The sequence below is a fragment of the Citreimonas salinaria genome (assembly GCF_900107235.1).
GTDB lineage: Bacteria > Pseudomonadota > Alphaproteobacteria > Rhodobacterales > Rhodobacteraceae > Citreimonas > Citreimonas salinaria.
This window is the reverse complement of sequence record NZ_FNPF01000005.1, coordinates 305,568-322,567: the sequence shown is the minus strand read 5'-3', so window position 1 is coordinate 322,567 and position 17,000 is coordinate 305,568. Positions and strand designations below refer to the sequence as shown.

The following is a 17,000-nucleotide window of genomic DNA, read 5'->3' as shown; positions in this document are numbered from 1 at the left end:
CGGTTTACCCATCTCTGCCCCCCATATCTGCCATATCGGCAGGGAATCACAGAAAGAACGCCTTGAGAATCCCGAATCCAATCAAGGGCGATACGATCTAGGCCGCGTTGTCCGACTTCGGCCGTGTTTCGAGCGCGGTGAATAGTGCCGTCTCGAGCTCTTTCTCCAATTCATTGGCGCGTTCGATATAGGCGGCGTTCTCGGCCGGCGACACGCTGGGGTCCCAGAGGGACGCCAGTTCGCGCACCGTGCGGCGGTCGTGGCTGTAGAACGTGTCCCGCGCCACCGCAGCTTCGTATTCGCTCAGTCCCATGTTCTCCAAGACATAGCGTCCGGCCCGCAAGGAACTGTCGAACATCTCGCGCACTATGTCGTTCGCACCGGCCTGGTAGAGGCGGTAGACGTGCGTCCGGTCGCGCGCCCGCGCGACGATGTGCAGGTCGGGCCGCAGCCGGCGGGCATAGGCCACCAGCTTGATCACCGCCTTCGGGTCGTCCAAGGCGGCCACCAGCACGCGCGCGTTACGGATTCCTGCGGCGTGCAGCAGTTCGGGACGGGTCGGATCACCGAAGAACCCCTTGAAGCCGAAGCGGCGCATCAGCTGGATCGTCTCGATGTCGTGGTCGAGCACCACCGTCTTGAAGCCCGAGCTTTGCACCATCCGGTTGACCACCTGCCCGAAGCGGCCGATGCCGGCGATGATGACCGGCCCCTGTTCGTCGATCTCGTCGGGGATCATGTCGTCCTTGCGGTCCGGCGTGCGACGCGCCAGCTGATCCTGCAGGATGAACAGCAGCGGCGTGATCAGCATGGTCATCGCGATCACCAGCAGCAGCCGGCCGCCCAGAACCTCGGTCATCACGTTCTGCTGCAGCCCGAAGGAAATCAGGACGAAGCCGAATTCCCCCGCTTGCGCCAGCCCCAGCGTGAACAGCCACTGGTCGCGGTGGCGCAGCCCGAAGGCCCACGACAGCCCGAACAGGATCGCGCCCTTCAGCGCGATCAATCCCAGCGCCAGTTCCAGGATGACGAACGGCTCGGCCAGGAAGGCGCCGGTGTCGATGCCGGCGCCGACGGTGATGAAGAACAGCCCCAGCAGCAGGCCCTTGAATGGCTCGATGTCGGATTCCAGTTCGTGCCGGAATTCCGAGTTCGCCAGAACCACGCCCGCCAGGAAGGTGCCGAGCGCCGGCGACAGGCCGACCAGCATCATCAGGAACCCGATGCCCACCACGATCAGCAGGGCGACGGCCGTGAACATCTCGGGCAGGCGGGCCGCGTGGATGAAGCGGAACAAGGGGCGCGCACCGTAGACGCCGGCCACGATGATCAGCGCGACCACGCCCAGCGTCACGAGGGCGGCGCCCCACCCCGGCAGGCCCTCGACCAGGCTCATCGCGTGTTCGGCTGCTTCGGCGTGCTCGGGCTCGATGCGCTCGATCGAGCCGTCGCCGCGGATCAGGGCCGGCGGTGCAAGCGCCAGAAGCGGCAGCACAACCAGCATCGGGATGACGGCGATGTCCTGCGTCAGCAGCACCGAGAAGGTGGACCGCCCGCCGCGGGTCTGCATGAGGCCCTTCTCGTTCAGGGTCTGCAGTACGATCGCCGTCGAGGACAGCGCCAGCACCATTCCAACCGCCAGCGCCGTCTGCCAGGCCAGCCCCGCCAGCATCGACGCCGCCATCACTGCCGCCGCGGTCAGCACGATCTGCAAACCGCCCAGACCGATCAGCCGGTGGCGCATGTTCCACAGCGCGCTCGGCTCGAGCTCGAGCCCGATGATGAACAGCATCATCACCACGCCGAACTCGGCGAAATGCTGCAGGTCAGACGTGTTGGCGATCAGCCCCAGGCCCGGCCCGATCGCGAGGCCTGCCAGCAGGTAGCCCAGGACCGAGCCAAGCCCCAGCCGTGCGGCGATGGGCACCGCGATAACCGCGGCACCCAGGATGATGGTCGCCTGAAAGAGAAAGCTGTCCATGGGCTGCCCGTGTTCTGCCTGCCCGACTCATGATGAGGCCGGGCCGGGTAGGAAAGCAACAGGCGGTCCGTTCAGATCCGCGCCGAGAACCTCGCCGCCAGAGACAGTGCCCGCACGCCGCGGCGAAGACCTGCCCAGCGCGGCTCGGTCGCCGGCGGCAGCATGCCGCGCAGCCGCGACAGCGTCAGATCCTCGGCCAGCACGGCGCGGTAAAGCGGGAACAGTCCGGCGCGCAGGTAGGGCGACCAGTGGCAGACGCGGCGCCTGCTCGTCTCGATGCGGTAGCCGGCGCGGGCCAGTGCCGAGAGGCTGCGCGGGTCGTCGATCTGCAGATGCGCCAGGTTGGGCAGCCAGAGCGCACCGGCGCCCAGCATCCGCGCGCCGGGCACCGGCAGCGGCAGGATTCGCTCGCTCAAAAAGTCGAAGACGTCGTTCTCGCGGCTGGTGACGTTGAGCACCGAACAGCCTGATCCGCCGGGAGAATTGAGCGCGACCATTGCCGTCGTGTCGAACTCGGCCGCGGCCATCAGCACGGCAGAGCGCACCACGCCCGGCGGCGAAAGGGCAATAGCGCGCAGCGCGACACGCGCGCCCATCGAATGCGCGACGATCCGCACCGGGCGGCCGGGCGCCACAGCCTGCAGGCGGGCCAGTAGCGCCGCCAGCGCGTCGCCGGCCAGCGCGGCGCGGGCATGGGCTGCGCGCAGCGTGCCGCGGGCTTCCCAGCCGAAGGCAAGGCCGAGCCCTTCGCCGTGGCGGCCGCGCAGACCCAGCCGCCGGGGCCAGCTGACCACGCGCGGACCGGGGCGCGCGGGCGCGAGGGACAGGATCTGGTCGAACGGGCAGTGGTCGGGGTGTCCGGGCAGGTACTTGTAGCCGTGGATCATCACGGTGATCGGGCCGGGATCGTGGTCCAGCGCGGCAGCAAGCGCCGTCATTGGGGTTTGGTCGCTGCGGAAAAGCCGCGTCTCGCCGTCCTGCGCAGTGATCCGTAGTATGGGCATGTCGCCCTCCACCAGATGTTGCGTGCTTCCTGCCTCAAGCGTGCGACGCGGACGTGAAGGATCGGTTACTTCCGCGTGACGGTGCGTGCGGGCCCCGCGCAACGGGCTTGATTTCCGCCCGATCCCGGAATAAGGGCCGATTGTGGCGATTTGTAACCGGATTGCGGGCCACCGGGGGGCAAACCTCTAAAAACCGCTAAAGAGGTCGGACGAAGGGCTCCTTTCGCTTGACCGCGATCGGGGCTTTTTGTTTGCGCGCAGGGCGCGCTGGGAGGGATCATGAGCAAGCACGACGCGACCGCGCCGCGACTGGACAAGCGAACCGAGGCTGTGCACGGCGGCACGCGGCGCAGCAAATATGGCGAGGTCAGCGAGGCGCTGTTCCTGACGCAGGGCTTCGTCTACGACACCGCCGAGGCGGCCGAAGCGCGCTTTATCGGCGCCGGTCCAGACGAGTTCATCTACGCCCGCTACGGCAACCCGACAGTGGCCATGTTCGAGGACCGCATCGCGCGGCTCGAAGGGGCCGGGGATGCCTTCGCCACCGCATCCGGCATGGCGGCGGTCAACGGCGCGCTGGTCTCGATGCTGCGGGCGGGCGATCACGTGGTCTCGGCGCGCGCGCTGTTCGGCTCGTGCCTCTACATCCTCGAAGAGGTGCTGACCCGCTACGGGGTCGAGGTCACCTTCGTCGACGGCGCGGACCTAGGCCAGTGGCGCGAGGCGATCCGCCCCGACACGAAGGCGGTTTTCTTCGAGTCCATGTCGAACCCGGTGCTGGAACTGGTCGACATCGAGGCGGTCGCGAGGCTGGCCCACGCGCAGGGCGCGCTGGTGGTGGTGGATAACGTCTTCTCGACCCCGGTCTGGTCCCGCGCGATTGAGCAGGGCGCCGATCTGGTGGTCTACTCTGCCACCAAGCACATCGACGGGCAGGGCCGCTGCCTGGGCGGCGTGATCCTGGGCACGCGAGACCATATCCGCGGCGTGGTCGAGCCTTATATGAAGCATACCGGCGGCTCGATCTCGCCTTTCAACGCGTGGGTGATGCTGAAAGGCCTCGAGACGCTGGACCTGCGCGTGCGCGCACAGACCACGTGCGCCAAGGCGATAGCCGAGGCGCTCGAGGGGCATTCCGCGCTGGCCCGCGTGATCCATCCCGGGCTGCCGTCGCACCCGCAGCACGACCTTGCGATGCGCCAGCTTGGCGCCGGCGGCACGATGCTGGCGCTCGACCTTAAGGGCGGGAAGGAAGCGGCCTTTGCCTTCCTTAACTCTCTGCAAATCGCGGTGATCTCGAACAATTTGGGCGATGCCAAGACCATCGTCACGCATCCCGCCACCACCACCCACCAACGGTTGGAGCCCGAGGTGCGCGCTGCGTTGGGTATCGGCGACGGCGTGGTGCGGATATCGGCCGGGCTGGAGGCGCCCGACGATCTGATCGCGGACTTCCTGCAGGCGCTCGAGCCGCTCTGACATCCGTTGCGCGTGCGGAATGATCCGGTCGCGGCGCTGTTGCGTATCATTTGACGAGTGGAAATGAACGCAGCCGTACCCTACGTTACGCGTGGGGACGCGACAGGAACGGTAGAACGATGAACATCCATACGCCCGAGATCGACCGCAAGCCCAGCCGCGAGGAAGCCGCCGCGGCGCTGGCCGTGCTGCGGCAATGGGCTGGCAAGGCGCATGATGCCGAAATCGCGGAGCTTAATCCGGCGCTGGTCGGGCTGGCTGGTGATGCCGGCGTGGCACCCTATCCCGCGCTGCGCCGAGTCTACCCGGACGACTTCGCCGTCGATACGGTCTACAAGTCCACGCTGCCCGACCTTCAGAACGGCCCGTCCAGCCTGATCAAGGGCGCGAACCGGGCGATCCAGCACGTGGGTATCTCGAACTTCCGCCTGCCGATCCGCTACCGCACGCGCGACAACGGCGACCTTGCGTTGGAAACCAGCGTGACCGGCACGGTCAGCCTGGACGCCGACAAGAAGGGCATCAACATGTCGCGGATCATGCGCAGTTTCTACGCGCATGCCGACAAGACATTCAGCTTCGGCGTGGTCGAGGCCGCGCTGGACGACTACAAGGCCGACCTCGGCAGCTTCGACGCGCGCATCTCGATGGCATTCCGCTTCCCGATGAAGCTGGAAAGCCTGCGCTCGGGGCTGCAGGGCTACCAGTATTACGACATCGCGCTGGAACTGGTCGAAACGGCGGGCCAGCGCCGCAAGATCATGCATCTCGACTATGTCTATTCCTCGACCTGCCCGTGCTCCCTGGAACTGTCCGAGCATGCCCGGCGCGAACGCGGTCAGCTGGCGACGCCGCATTCGCAGCGTTCGGTCGCGCGGATATCGGTCGAGTTGACGGGCAAGACCTGCCTCTGGTTCGAGGACCTGGTCGAGATGTGCCGCAAGGCGGTGCCGACCGAGACGCAGGTCATGGTCAAGCGCGAGGACGAACAGGCTTTCGCCGAGCTCAACGCCGCCAACCCGATCTTCGTAGAGGACGCGGCGCGGCTGTTCGCCGAAGGCTGCCAGCGCGACGGTCGCATCGGCGACTACCGCGTGGTCGCCAGCCATCAGGAAAGCCTGCACAGCCACGACGCCGTGTCGGTCCTGTCCGAGGGTGAGACCTTCGCCGCGCAGAGCCTGGATCCAAAGCTGTTCTCGACGCTGTTCCACGTGGGCTGAGGGAACCCATCAGTCGCTCGATGCAAGAGGGTCGGCGCGTTCATCGCGCGGTCGCGCAGGAGCCATCGCAATCTGCAGATCGATCGCGTGGCCCGGTCTGGCCGGGTTGCGGTCTGGGGAAGCTACCAGTTGCATTGCGCGCTACCCACGCTGCGTACGGCGGTGTCAAGGGGCCTGCCTTTGCCCTTCCGATTACGGGGCGGCGCTGCGCAAGGCGCTTGCTGTCAACCGGTAAATGTTCAACCGAATGACGCCGCCATGCTGAACGCAGGCTGAAACCCGGCTTTCTCTTCGAGAAAGAAGTCTGCCGGATTTCCGAAATGACGACGCAGAACCCCGGCGATCAGAAATTAGCACGCCGGTCTCGAGCGCATGGGGGGAAGCGCCCCCATCCGCTCACGTCCGGCGCGCGTCAGCCGATCTCGTCGAGACGCGCCTTGGCTTGGCGCAGTTTGTCTGCCTCGGCCTCGCGCGCGGCGAGGTTGGCGCGGACTTCCTCGACCACCTCCTCGGGCGCGCTTTCGGCGAATTTCGGGTTCGACAGCCGCCCCGACAGGCCCATGATCTCCTTGTCGAGCTTGGCCAGCGCTTTCTCCAGGCGCTCCCTTTCCGCACCCACGTCGATGATGTCGGCCAGCGGCAGGCCGAAAACCGCGCCGCCCACCGGGATCGTCGCGCAGCCCTTGGGGAAGGTCTGCGCAGTCTCCAGCGACTCGATCCGCGCCAGCCGCTTGATCAGCGTCTCGTTGCGGTCCCAGGCAGCACGTTCGTCATCCGAGATCTCTGATACCAGCATCGGCACGTAGAGCCCCGCTGGTACGCGCATCTGTGCCCGCACCGAGCGCACGCCCTCGATCACGTCGATGACCCAACCCATCTCGCGCGCCGCATCATCGCTGGCCAGATCCGCCGCGCGATATTGCGGCCAGTCGGCGTGGACCAGCATCTTGTCCCGCTTTCCCAGCGTGTCCCACAGTTCTTCGGTGATGAAAGGCATGATAGGGTGCAGCAGGATCAGGCACTGGTCGATCACCCAGGCCATCGTCGCGCGGGTTTCCGGCGCGGCCTCGCTGCCCTTGTCCAGCAGGGGCTTCGAGAATTCGACATACCAGTCGCAGACTGTGCCCCATACGAAGGCATATAGCGCGTTCGCCGCGTCGTTGAAGCGGTACTCGGCCAGCGCGGCATCGACGGTTTCGCGCACACGCGCGGTCTCGCCGATGATCCAGCGGTTGACGGTGGCCTGCGCCGCGGGCGGAGTGCTGCGCGTCGCGTGGCCGTCGAACGCGCCGTTCATCTCGGCGAAGCGGGCCGCGTTCCACAGTTTGGTGCCGAAGTTGCGGTAGCCGGCGATCCGGTCCACCGACAGTTTCAGCACGCCGCCGATCGACGCCATCGAGGCGTTGGTGAAGCGCAGCGCGTCGGCGCCGAACTGGTCCACGATCTCCAGCGGGTCGATCACGTTGCCGGTGGTCTTGGACATCTTCTTGCCCTTCTCGTCGCGGACGAGCTGGTGAAGATAGACCGTGCGGAACGGCACCTCACCGGTCACGGCAAGCTGCATCATGATCATCCGGGCGACCCAGAAGAACAGGATGTCGAAGCCGGTGATCAGGACGCTGGTGGGGAAGAAGCGCTTGAGTTCGTCGGTATCCTCGGGCCAGCCCAGCGTGCCGATCGGCCAGAGGCCCGAACTGAACCATGTGTCCAGCACGTCCGCCTCGCGCCAGACGGGATAGACCAGCTTCATCAGGTCCTGAGTCGCTTCGTATTCCGCCCAGCTTTCGGCAAGCGCGTGGATTGCGTCGGCGCGATTGTCGACCTCGACCACGCGGGCGTGGTTCAGCGGGTTCGGCAGCCCCGAAAGCGCGTCGGCGAACTTCTCGCGCACCGCATCGAAGCCGGTGGCGGCGTGGTGGATCTCGTCGCCGAACGTCAACTCTGACAGCACGCGGCTCATCTCGACCATGTCGAGCGCGCCGTCGCCCTCGTCGTCGCGGAAGCCCGGCGCCGAAAGGTTCAGCCCGTACCAGACCGGGATCTGGTGCCCCCACCACAGTTGGCGCGAGATCGTCCACGGCTCGATGTTCTCCAGCCAGTGATAATAGGTCTTCTCACCGCTTTCGGGCATGATCGTGATGTCGCCGCCCCGCACGACGTCGAGCGCGGGTCCCACGACCTTCTGCGCGTCGACGAACCACTGGTCGGTCAGCATCGGCTCGATCACCACCTTCGAGCGGTCGCCGTAAGGCTGCATGATCGGCTTGGATTCCACCAGCGGGACCAACTGGGAGCCGGGAGCTTCCTCGCCCTCCTCGGGGGTCTCGTGCGGTCGTGCCGCCGCGCCAAGGCGCGGGTCGTCCTGCCGCGTCATCACCGCCAGGCCTTCCTCGGTGATCTCGCGCACGACGATCTCGCGCGCCTCGAAGCGGTCCAGCCCGCGCAGGTGGTCGGGAACCAGGTTGATCGCGTCGACCTCGGTCTCGCTCAGGGTCATGTCGCCACGCGCGACCGACATCGCCATGCCGGAGGCGGTGGCGTAGTCGTCGCCGTCGGCGCGCATCGCGCCCTTCGTGTCCATCAGCCGGTAGCACGGGATGTCGTTGCGCTTGGCGACGCCGTAATCGTTGAAGTCATGCGCGCCGGTGATCTTCACCGCGCCCGAACCGAAGGTCGGATCGGGGTAATGGTCGGCGATGATCGGGATCAGGCGGCGGTGTTCCTTCGGACCGACGGGGATCTCGCACAGCGTGCCGATCAGCGGGGCGTAGCGTTCGTCGGACGGGTTCACCGCCACCGCGCCATCGCCCAGCATCGTTTCGGGGCGGGTGGTGGCGATGGAGATGTAGTCGCGCTCTTCCTGCAGCACGACATTCCCGTCCTCGTCCTTCTCGACGTAGGTGTAGGTCTTGCCGTTCTCGAGCGGGTATTTGAAGTGCCACATGTGGCCTGGCGTCTCGATGTTCTCGACCTCGAGGTCGCTGATCGCGGTCTCGAAATGCGGGTCCCAGTTGACCAGCCGCTTGCCGCGGTAGATCAGGCCCTTGTCGTACATGTCGACGAAGACGCGCATCACCGCGTCGTGGAAATCGGGGCTGTTCTCGTGCCCCGTGCGCGGGTCGCCCGGCGCGCCGGCCATGGTGAAGGCGTTGCGCTCCCAGTCGCAGGAGCATCCCAGCCGCTGCAGCTGGTTGATGATCGTGCCGCCGTACTGGCCCTTCCATTCCCAGACGCGTGCCAGGAACTCCTCGCGCGAAAGATCGGTGCGCTTCTTGCCTTCCTCGGCCATCAGCTTCTTCTCGACCTGAAGCTGGGTGGCGATGCCGGCGTGGTCCTGCCCGGGCTGCCACAGCGTGTCGAAGCCGCGCATCCGGTGCCAGCGCACCAGGATGTCCTGCAGCGTGTTGTTGAAGGCGTGGCCCACGTGCAGCGCGCCGGTAACGTTGGGCGGCGGGATCATCACGCAGAACGACTCGGGGCGCGACCGGTTGGCGCCGGCGCGGAAGGCGCCGCTGTCCAGCCACTTCCGGGTCAGGCGCGGTTCGGCCTCGGCGGCGTCGAAAGTCTTTTCCAGTGGCATCTTGCGTCCCTCGTCACGTGTCGGACGGGGTCTAGCGAAAGCGTGCGCAAAGGGGAAGGCCGGTGCCGCGCCACCGGCGTCCGACCAAGAAAAAACCGCGATGCGGCCAGCGCATCGCGGTTCAGGGAAACGGACCGCAGGGAGGAGGAAAGCGGCCCGGTCGACAGGGTCCGCGGCGGCGCCAGGGAGGAGGAGGGGCACCACCGCGGGAAAGCGAAGACCGCAGGGAGGAGGAGAAGCGGCCTTCACGTCTGGAGGATGCAAGCGCATCCGGGTGTTTCGTGCGGCGACGCCCGGGAGGAGGTGGACGCCGCCGCGTGGTGCGCAAAGACCGCAGGGAGGAGGAGGAGCGGCCTTCACGAAGTCTGGGCAGTGTGGCCCGTATCTTGTGCGGTGACGCCCGGGAGGAGGTGGGCGCCACCGCGGATTGCAAAGACCGCAAGGAGGAGGAGAGCGGCCTTCACAAGCTCGGGACGCCGTGGCGTCCGGTGTTTCTCGGAGCAGCTTCATACCCCTGTCTGCAAGCGCGTATAAGCGCCTGGTGTTCCATCGGTCAGTCCAGCGAAGGTCTTGACCGTGAGGCTCGAGCCTCGAACTCCTGTAAGCGGCGGCCCCGGAGGGAGGAGGAGACCGAAGCCGCCGCTTTTTGTCCGGTGCCGGCACAAGCCGAAACCGTCAGGTGACCGGTCGAGGGAGGACAAGACCGGTCATTGGTCCGCCGGGCAGGGAGGAGGAGAAACCCGTCGGAGAACTCGTCTCAGGCCTCGTCGGCGGCCTGCCATGCGATGCTGCGCACCTGCGAGCGGTGGATGCCCAGGTCGGCCAGATCGCGGTCCGACAGGGCGGACATCTCGTTCAGGGTGCGCCGGTAGATGGCGCGGCGGGCAAGTCGTTCGCCCAGTGCGGTCCGGGCCTCGGCAAGGCGGCCGAGCAGTCCACCCTGTGCGCGCAGTGCGCCTTGTGTCATGTAAGCCATGGTGCGTCTTTCGGTTTCGGGCGGCATCGGGCCGCGTGTCGTCTTCCGACAGCGCCGCCGCATCAGCTCGTTGCGATCGTCGCTGCGTTGGCCTCAAGATGGTTCGAATGCTGCAGGCGCACAATAGACACCCCTTCAATGCTGCCATGCAGAAAACGCATGAGCAGGATGCTTGTTTCTTTGGCATCGCGCCGTAGAAGTCGCGCGTTTGGCCGCACGTCTTGCGGCGCGCGGTTTTCCGCGCCACCTAAGCGGGCAGGATGGTCAGGAGTTGAGCGATGTCTGAACTTGCCGAAGCGGTTCGCGATGCGCTGGGCCGGCTGGCGCTGCCGGATGGCGGCGATCTGGTGTCCCGCGACATGATTCGAGCGCTAAGGGTCGATGACGGCGTCGCCCGCTTCGTCATCGAGGCCCCCAGCGCCGCGATCGCCCGCCAGATGGAGCCGCTGCGCCGCGCCGCCGAAGAGGCCGCGGCCGGTGTGCCCGGCATCGTCGGCGCGAATGCGGCGCTGTCCGCCCCGACCGAAGCGAAGGCCCCGCCGTCGCTGAAGATCGGCGGGCACGCCAAGCCGCAGGACGGGCCGATGAAGCCGCCGGGCGTCAAGACGATCCTGGCCATCGGCTCGGGGAAGGGCGGGGTGGGCAAGTCCACCGTGTCGTCGAACCTGGCGGTCGCCCTGGCGCGCGCGGGCAAGGCGGTGGGCCTGCTGGACGCCGACATCCACGGCCCCAGCCAGCCGCGCATGTTCGGATTGACGAAGCGCCCCGCCAGCCCCGACGGCAAGACCATCATTCCGTTGCGGGCGCATGGGGTGACTCTCATGTCCATCGGTTCGATGCTGGAAGAGGGCAAGGCCGCCATCTGGCGCGGTCCGATGCTGATGGGCGCGCTGCAGCAGATGCTGATGCAGGTGGAATGGGGTGATCTCGACACGCTGATCGTCGACCTGCCGCCCGGGACCGGCGACGTGCAGCTGTCGCTGTGCCAGAAATCGCAGGTCACCGGCGCAATCGTCGTGTCGACCCCGCAGGACGTGGCGTTGCTGGACGCGCGCAAGGCGCTGGACGCCTTCGCGACACTGAAGACACCGGTGCTGGGCCTGATCGAGAACATGGCCGTGTTCGTCTGTCCGGATTGCGGGTCCGAACATCACATCTTCGGGCATGGCGGCGTGACGCGCGAGGCCGAGCGGCTGGGCATCCCGCTGCTCGGCCAGTTGCCGATCGACCTCGAGACCCGGCTGGCAGGCGACGCGGGTACACCCGTTGCGCTGGGCGACGGACCGATGGCGCAGGCTTACGCCGCGCTGGCGCGCCGGCTGATCGACGGCGGCATCGTCTGACGCCCTGTCCCTCTTGGCGGGCAAGCGCCACCCGCGCGGCGCGGGCGCCCCGAAGCGCTTCCCTTGCTGTCGTTAACGCGATATCGTCCGGCCAAAGGATGCCACAGACATCCGTCCGAGGCGACGGCGCGGACGCGCGTCGCGCATGAACGAAGGCAAGGCACGAGGCAGTTCAATGATCCGTTCCACGTCGACCAGGCCCGGCCGTGCCGGCCGCCACGTCCTTCTTGCCGCCGGGCTTCTGGCACTGGCGGCCTGCGCCGATGGGGAAGGCCCCTTCGCGCGCGGCGACGGCGCCACTCGCGCCGCGACCGGGGCGGCGACGCAGACGACCGAGCGCGACATAGAGGCCCCCGAGGTCTTTCAGGCCACCGAGGCGGGGCTTTGGGACGGGCGCCCGTCGCTGGGCGGCGTCTGGGCGGCGCACCCGGACGTGGACGAGCCCGAGCGCGTGATCATCCGAAACCAGCAGAACGGCCAAGTCGTCATCGGCGCATTGTTCCGGCGCGAGCGCGAAACGCCCGGGCCGCGGTTGCAGATCTCGTCGGATGCCGCCGCCGCGCTGGGCATGCTGGCCGGTCAGCCGACCAACCTCGACGTGGTCGCGCTGCGGCGCGAAACGGTGAAGACCGACGCGCTGCCCGCCGCGCCCGCGGTCAGCGAGGCCGGGCTGGACGACACCCTGTCCGAAGCCGAACTCGCGGTCGAGACGAGCTCGCTGGAGCCGGCGCAGCCGGCATCGTCCGCGATGCAAGCGCCGGCCGCGCAGCGACCTGCTGCCGCGGAGGTCGCGCCGACCGTAACGCCTGCACCCGCACCGCGCGCGGCGGCCGCCACCCTCGACCGAGCCTACATCCAGATCGGCATCTTCAGCGTCGAGCAGAACGCCGAGAACACCGCCACGGCCATGCGCCAGGCGGGGATGGTGCCCACGGTCAAGAAGGAAAGCTCGAACGGCAAGACCTTCTGGCGCGTCGTCGTCGGCCCCGCGCGAAACGCCGCCGAGCGCGCGGCGCTTCTGGAAAAGATCAAGGCGTCGGGCTTCACCGACGCCTACGTGGTCAGCGGCTAGCGCCTTGCTCGAAACGATCCGGCGCCGGTGGGACGGGTCTTCGGGATGACAGCGAGCCCTCGATCGTCGATAAAGTGGGCGATGCGACTCGCCCATGACCCGCGAAACAGGACCCACGCCATGATCCGTCTCACCCGCACCCTGGTCGCCGCCGCGGCGCTGTCTCTCGGCCTGGTGCTGCCAGCGCAGGCCTTCGACACCTCGGCCGAAGCCGCCTTCGTCCTCGACCAGACCACCAGCACGGTGCTCCTGTCGAAGAACGCGGACACGCCGTTGCCGCCCGCATCGATGTCCAAGCTGATGACGCTCTACCTCGCCTTCGAGGCGGTGCGCGACGGCCGGCTGGCGCTGGACGAGGAATTGCGGGTGTCTGCCCATGCGGCCGGCTTCGGCGGCTCGACCCTGTTCCTGCAGGAGGACGAGCGCGTCAGCGTCAAGGATCTGTTGCGCGGCGTCGTGGTTCTTTCGGGCAACGACGCCAGTGTCGTTCTGGCCGAGCATCTCAGCCCCACCGGCACCGAGGCGGGTTTCGCCGAGCTGATGACGCAGCGCGCCCAGCAGATGGGCATGACCAATTCGACCTTCGAGAACGCCAGCGGCTGGCCGGCCGAGGGCCACCGGATGTCGATGCGCGACCTCGTGCTGCTGGCCCGGCACCTGATCGAGGACTTCCCCGAATTCTACGAGATGTTCGCCGAAGAGGAGTTCCTGTTCGACGAGAACGAGCGCGCGAACCGCTTCAACCGCAACCCGCTGCTGGGGCTGGGCATCGGTGCCGACGGCCTGAAGACCGGCCATACGCAGGAAGCGGGCTACGGCCTGGTAGGCTCGGCCACGCAGGAGGGGCGGCGCGTGATCTTCGCCATCACGGGGCTCGACAGCGCGCAGGCACGGGCCAACGAATCCGAGGCGATCGTCAATTGGGCGTTTCGACAGTTCGCCGAACGGCGCATCGTGACCGAGGGCACCGCGATCGCGCAGGCCGACCTGTGGCTGGGCGCTCAGGACAGCGTCGGGCTGGTGACCGACCGGGACGTGACGTTGCTGTTGCCTACCAGCCCGGTCGGCGGGCTTGACGCCGAAGTGGTCTATACCGGCCCGATCGACGCGCCGGTGCGCGCGGGCCAGCAACTGGCCGAACTCATCATCCGCCCCGAGGGTCTGCCCGAGACCCGCGTGCCGCTCTACGCCGAGAGCGACGTGGCGGGCGGCGGCTTCGTCGACCGGATGATGACGGTCAGCCGCACGCTGGCGGCACGCGTCGCTGGCGGGCGCGGCGAGGGCGAGCCTGTCTCCGGGGAGGCCATGTGAGCGCGCAAGGCGGGCTTTTCGTCAGTTTCGAGGGCATCGACGGGTCGGGCAAGTCGACGCAGGCGCGTCTGCTGGCCGACGCTTTGCGCGCCGAGGGCCACGACGTCGTGCTGACCCGCGAACCCGGCGGAAGCCCCGGCGCCGAGGAAATTCGCGCGCTGGTCCTGCAGGGCGATCCCGAGCGCTGGTCCGCCGAGACCGAGCTTCTGCTGTTCAACGCCGCGCGCCGCGATCATCTGGAGCGGACGATCCGGCCGGCGCTGGAGGCGGGGCGGGTGGTCATCTGCGATCGCTTCGCCGACAGCACGCGCATGTACCAGGGCCTGTCGCGCGGCGACCTGCGCAGCGCCGCGGACCAGCTTCACGCGTTGATGATCGGGGTCGAACCCGACCTGACGCTGCTGATCGACATGGAGCCCGTCGCCGCCTTGGCGCGCGCCAAGGCCCGCGCCGGCTCCGAGGAGCGCTTCGAGGATTTCGGCGTCGGCCTGCAGGAGCGCATGCGCGCGGGTTTCCTGGCGCTGGCGAAGGAGTTTGCGTCCCGCTTCCGCGTGATTGACGGAAACCGCGACGAGGTCCTCGTCGCCGGCGACGTCATGGCCGCGATCCGCGGTCCGCTGCGCACCGCGTCATGAGCGAGCCCGACGCCCTTCCCGAACCCGACCGGATCCCCGGCGCGCCGCACCCGCGCGAGGCCGAGCACGTCTTCGGCCACGATGCCGAAGCGGCCGAGTTCCTGGCCGGGCACGCGTCGGGGCGTCTGCATCACGGGTGGCTGCTGACCGGCCCGCGCGGTGTCGGCAAGGCGACGCTGGCCTGGGCGATGACGCGGTTCCTTCTGGCCACGCCACCTGCCGACGGCGATGGTCTGTTCGGCGCGCCGCCGGCGCCCGACACGCTGCACATCGACTCCGATCACCCGGTTGCGCGCCGAGTGCGCGCGCTGTCCAATCCCGGCGTCTTCCTGCTGCGCTGCGGCGGCGCGGGATCAACCGAGCGCGATCGCGAGAAGGCGCTGCAGGAGGGTCGGTTCTCCGACATGATCCGCGTTGACGAGGTGCGCAAGCTGCGCGGCTACCTAGCGCTGTCGGCCACCGATGGCGGGCGGCGCGTGGTGATCGTCGACGATGCCGATGCGCTCAACACGCAGGCCGCCAACGCCATCCTGAAGATGCTCGAGGAGCCGCCGGCGCGCACGACCATGCTGCTGATCAGCCACCAGCCGGCGGGGCTGCTTCCGACGATCCGGTCGCGTTGCCGGACGCTGCGGCTTTCGCCGCTGGGGGCAGACGACATGGCGCGCGCGCTGGACCAGGCGGGGGCCGACATCGCGCCGGGCGATGCGCCGGCTTTCGCCGAACTGTCCGCGGGCTCGGTCGGCGCGGCGATGCGACTTGCGGCGCTGGACGGTCTGGCGCTGTACCGGGAACTGGTGGCGGTGCTCGCCGGCGCCCCGGCGCCCGACCGCGCGCGCCTGATGACGCTGGCCGACAGCTGCGCCGGCCGGGGGCGCGAGGAACGGCTGGACCTGGTGCTGACGCTGCTGGACCTGCTGGCGGCGCGGATCGCCCGCACCGGTGTCACCGGCGCCGGCCCAGCGCTGGACCTCGCCCCGGACGAAGGCGCGGTGCTGCGCCGCTTGGCGCCCGATGCGGCCGCGGCGCGCCGCTGGGCGCAGGCGGTGGCCGACACAGGCGCGCGCGCACGCCATGCGCGGGCGGTTAACATCGACGCGGGCGCGCTGGTCACCGACCTGCTGCTGGGCCTGTCGCGCGCCGCCTGATGGTCCCGCGGCGCGCCCTCTGGCTGGTCAACCAGTATCCGAAGGTCAGCCACACCTTCATCGCCCGCGAGATTGCCGCGATGGAGCGGCTCGGCTGGCAGATCGACCGCGTCTCGATCCGCGACACTCCGGCCGGAGAGGACCACGCCGCACTGGCGGACGAGGCGGTGCGCACGCACCGGGTTCTGGCGCAGGGCGCGGGCCGGCTGCTGCGCGATGCGGTGGTCGAGGCGTGGCGCGCCCCCGTCGCCATGTGGTCAGCCGCCCGCGCCGCCTGGCGCATGGGCGGGCGGTCCGAGCGCGGGCGCCTCGTACACCTTGTCTACCTGGCCGAAGCTGCGCATGTCGCGCGACGCTGCCGGGCGACCGGTGCAAGCCACATCCACGCGCATTTCGGCACCAATTCGGCGGCCGTCGCTTTGCTGGCTTCGCGCCTGTCGGGGCTTCCCTACAGCTTCACCACCCACGGCCCCGAGGAATTCGACGCGCCGCGCGCGCTGTCGCTGGGCGACAAGCTGGCCGGCGCCGCCTTCGCCGTAGCGATCAGCCAGTTCGGCGCCAGCCAGCTTCGCCGCTGGGCGCCGGACGCGCGGATCGAGGTGGTGCGCTGCGGCCCCGACTTGTCCGCGTTCGACGGCGCGGATGCGCCGCCCCCCGACGCGCCCGTGCTTGTCTGCGTCGGCCGCCTGTCCGAGCAGAAGGGCCACATCGTGCTGCTGGAAGCCGCGGCGCGTGTCGCGGCCCGCGTGCCGGGCTTTCACATGGTGCTGGTGGGCGACGGCCCGCTGCGCCCGGTGCTCGAGGCGCGCATCGCGCAGTTGGGCCTGCAGAAAACCGTCACCATCACCGGCTGGGCGGACGAATCCGCCGTCCGCGACCACATCCGCGCCGCCCGCGCGATGGTGCTGGCGAGCTTCGCCGAGGGACTGCCGGTGGTCATCATGGAAGCGTTTGCGCTGCGCCGCCCGGTCGTCGCCACCTGGGTCGCCGGCATCCCCGAACTGGTGGACGAGACCTGCGGCTGGCGGGTGGCGGCAGGCGACGTCGATGCGTTGGCGGGCGCGATGGAGACGGCGGTCACCGCGCCGGCAGACCGGCTGGCGTCGATGGGGCAGGCGGGCCGCACGCGGGTGGAATCGCTGCATGACGGCGCGGTCGAGGCGGCGAAGCTGTCGACCCTCATGGACGAGGTCGCGCATACCGGCGGGTCGCGGTAACCGCCGGGTCATGCACGAAAAGGCAGGCTTACGC

At 68.5% G+C, this 17,000-nt stretch carries 12 protein-coding genes; 8 read left to right on the top strand and 4 right to left on the bottom strand.

From position 1 onward, the window contains the following. Positions 1-97: 97 nt before the first annotated feature. A complete protein-coding gene (locus BLW27_RS09330; protein ID WP_089882469.1) occupies positions 98-1,981 on the bottom strand; it encodes a monovalent cation:proton antiporter-2 (CPA2) family protein in 1,884 nt (627 codons plus the stop codon). A 71-nt stretch (positions 1,982-2,052) separates the two neighbouring features. Then, positions 2,053-2,985 (bottom strand): alpha/beta hydrolase, encoded by a 933-nt coding sequence (locus BLW27_RS09325; RefSeq protein ID WP_218141094.1) that lies wholly within the window; start codon positions 2,983-2,985, stop codon positions 2,053-2,055. A gap of 279 nt (positions 2,986-3,264) precedes the next feature. Here BLW27_RS09325 and metZ point away from each other — a divergent pair, with 279 nt between their 5' ends. Next, positions 3,265-4,464: an O-succinylhomoserine sulfhydrylase gene (gene metZ, locus BLW27_RS09320; protein ID WP_089882465.1), complete on the top strand. Its 1,200-nt coding sequence runs from the start codon at positions 3,265-3,267 to the stop codon at positions 4,462-4,464. Between the two features lie 119 nt (positions 4,465-4,583). Beyond that, on the top strand, positions 4,584-5,684 hold the full coding sequence (gene folE2, locus BLW27_RS09315) for a GTP cyclohydrolase FolE2 (protein ID WP_089882463.1): 1,101 nt from the start codon (positions 4,584-4,586) through the stop codon (positions 5,682-5,684). Between the two features lie 412 nt (positions 5,685-6,096). On the opposite strand, the gene BLW27_RS09310 is transcribed toward folE2, so the two are convergent. Together BLW27_RS09310 and BLW27_RS09305 are read right to left on the bottom strand one after the other, a co-directional pair. Beyond that, positions 6,097-9,264 carry a valine--tRNA ligase gene (locus BLW27_RS09310; protein ID WP_089882461.1) on the bottom strand — a complete coding sequence of 1,056 codons (3,168 nt, stop codon included), beginning with the start codon at positions 9,262-9,264 and terminating at the stop codon, positions 6,097-6,099. A gap of 757 nt (positions 9,265-10,021) precedes the next feature. Next, a complete protein-coding gene (locus BLW27_RS09305) occupies positions 10,022-10,240 on the bottom strand; it encodes a DUF1127 domain-containing protein (protein WP_089882527.1) in 219 nt (72 codons plus the stop codon). A 278-nt stretch (positions 10,241-10,518) separates the two neighbouring features. Here BLW27_RS09305 and BLW27_RS09300 point away from each other — a divergent pair, with 278 nt between their 5' ends. From BLW27_RS09300 to BLW27_RS09275, 6 genes are all read left to right on the top strand, one after another. Further along, entirely contained in the window at positions 10,519-11,583 is a 1,065-nt protein-coding gene (locus BLW27_RS09300; RefSeq protein WP_089882459.1) for an Mrp/NBP35 family ATP-binding protein, read from the top strand. A 175-nt stretch (positions 11,584-11,758) separates the two neighbouring features. Continuing rightward, positions 11,759-12,655: an SPOR domain-containing protein gene (locus tag BLW27_RS09295; protein ID WP_245710825.1), complete on the top strand. Its 897-nt coding sequence runs from the start codon at positions 11,759-11,761 to the stop codon at positions 12,653-12,655. Between the two features lie 120 nt (positions 12,656-12,775). Beyond that, positions 12,776-13,966 (top strand): D-alanyl-D-alanine carboxypeptidase family protein, encoded by a 1,191-nt coding sequence (locus BLW27_RS09290; RefSeq protein ID WP_089882454.1) that lies wholly within the window; start codon positions 12,776-12,778, stop codon positions 13,964-13,966. Next, a complete protein-coding gene (tmk, locus tag BLW27_RS09285; RefSeq protein WP_089882452.1) occupies positions 13,963-14,601 on the top strand; it encodes a dTMP kinase in 639 nt (212 codons plus the stop codon). The genes BLW27_RS09290 and tmk overlap by 4 nt, the downstream gene beginning before the upstream one ends. Then, positions 14,598-15,749: a DNA polymerase III subunit delta' gene (locus BLW27_RS09280; protein ID WP_089882450.1), complete on the top strand. Its 1,152-nt coding sequence runs from the start codon at positions 14,598-14,600 to the stop codon at positions 15,747-15,749. Before tmk ends, BLW27_RS09280 begins: the two co-directional genes overlap by 4 nt. Next, positions 15,749-16,966, top strand: a complete 1,218-nt coding sequence (locus tag BLW27_RS09275) for a glycosyltransferase (RefSeq protein WP_089882448.1) — start codon at positions 15,749-15,751, stop codon at positions 16,964-16,966. Before BLW27_RS09280 ends, BLW27_RS09275 begins: the two co-directional genes overlap by 1 nt. Positions 16,967-17,000: the final 34 nt, after the last annotated feature.

What these genes read in the sequence shown, in the direction of transcription:
- BLW27_RS09330 (WP_089882469.1), bottom strand. Translation starts at nt 1,981, where the DNA reads ATGGACAGCTTTCTCTTTCAGGCGACCATCATCCTGGGTGCCGCGGTT.
- BLW27_RS09325 (WP_218141094.1), bottom strand. Translation starts at nt 2,985, where the DNA reads ATGCCCATACTACGGATCACTGCGCAGGACGGCGAGACGCGGCTTTTC.
- metZ (WP_089882465.1), top strand. Translation starts at nt 3,265, where the DNA reads ATGAGCAAGCACGACGCGACCGCGCCGCGACTGGACAAGCGAACCGAG.
- folE2 (WP_089882463.1), top strand. Translation starts at nt 4,584, where the DNA reads ATGAACATCCATACGCCCGAGATCGACCGCAAGCCCAGCCGCGAGGAA.
- BLW27_RS09310 (WP_089882461.1), bottom strand. Translation starts at nt 9,264, where the DNA reads ATGCCACTGGAAAAGACTTTCGACGCCGCCGAGGCCGAACCGCGCCTG.
- BLW27_RS09305 (WP_089882527.1), bottom strand. Translation starts at nt 10,240, where the DNA reads ATGGCTTACATGACACAAGGCGCACTGCGCGCACAGGGTGGACTGCTC.
- BLW27_RS09300 (WP_089882459.1), top strand. Translation starts at nt 10,519, where the DNA reads ATGTCTGAACTTGCCGAAGCGGTTCGCGATGCGCTGGGCCGGCTGGCG.
- BLW27_RS09295 (WP_245710825.1), top strand. Translation starts at nt 11,759, where the DNA reads ATGATCCGTTCCACGTCGACCAGGCCCGGCCGTGCCGGCCGCCACGTC.
- BLW27_RS09290 (WP_089882454.1), top strand. Translation starts at nt 12,776, where the DNA reads ATGATCCGTCTCACCCGCACCCTGGTCGCCGCCGCGGCGCTGTCTCTC.
- BLW27_RS09280 (WP_089882450.1), top strand. Translation starts at nt 14,598, where the DNA reads ATGAGCGAGCCCGACGCCCTTCCCGAACCCGACCGGATCCCCGGCGCG.
- BLW27_RS09275 (WP_089882448.1), top strand. Translation starts at nt 15,749, where the DNA reads ATGGTCCCGCGGCGCGCCCTCTGGCTGGTCAACCAGTATCCGAAGGTC.